Annotated in this window: 1 pseudogene; it reads left to right on the top strand. The window is 66.1% G+C overall.

The features are described 5' to 3' along the window. Positions 1 to 631: pseudogene (locus KBX37_RS34020) on the top strand (hypothetical protein); the annotation flags it as partial.

Raw genomic sequence — 631 nt, forward strand, 5'->3', positions numbered from 1 at the left:
AACGCCGAGGGCAACGGCGGCGCCATCGCCAACTTCGGCCGCGTCGACCTCGAGGACAGCGAGGTGGAGAACAACCACGCCCGGGAGAGCGGCGGCGGCATCTTCAACGTCGGCGTCCTCAAGGTCAACGGATCCTCCGACGACAAGGACTGGTTCTCCAACGACAAGGGCGAGTCCGCCCGCGACGACAAGGACAAGGACAAGGACAAGGGCGAGTCCGCCCGCGACGACAAGGACAAGGACAAGGGCGAGTCCGCCCGCGACGACAAGGACAAGGACAAGGACAAGGGCGAGTCCGCCCGGGACAGGGACAAGGACAAGGACGAGTCCGCTCGGGACAAGGACAAGGACAAGGACAAGGGCGAGTCCGCCGACGGCCAGGGTGGTTCCGCCGACGGCAGGGACGACTCCGACAAGAAGCGCCGCGAGTCCCGCATCGCCAACAACACCGCCGGCAAGAACGGCGGCGGCATCGCCAACGGCCGCGACAAGGACAAGAACCACGACAAGGACCACGACAAGGACCGCGGCAAGGACCACGGCAAGGACAAGGAACACGGCAAGGACAAGGACTCCTGGCCGCGCTTCCAGGGCCGCGACGAGGCCGGCACCGTGGAGATCTTCAAGACCA

Source organism: Micromonospora sp. U56, from assembly GCF_018070095.1.
GTDB lineage: Bacteria > Actinomycetota > Actinomycetes > Mycobacteriales > Micromonosporaceae > Micromonospora > Micromonospora purpureochromogenes.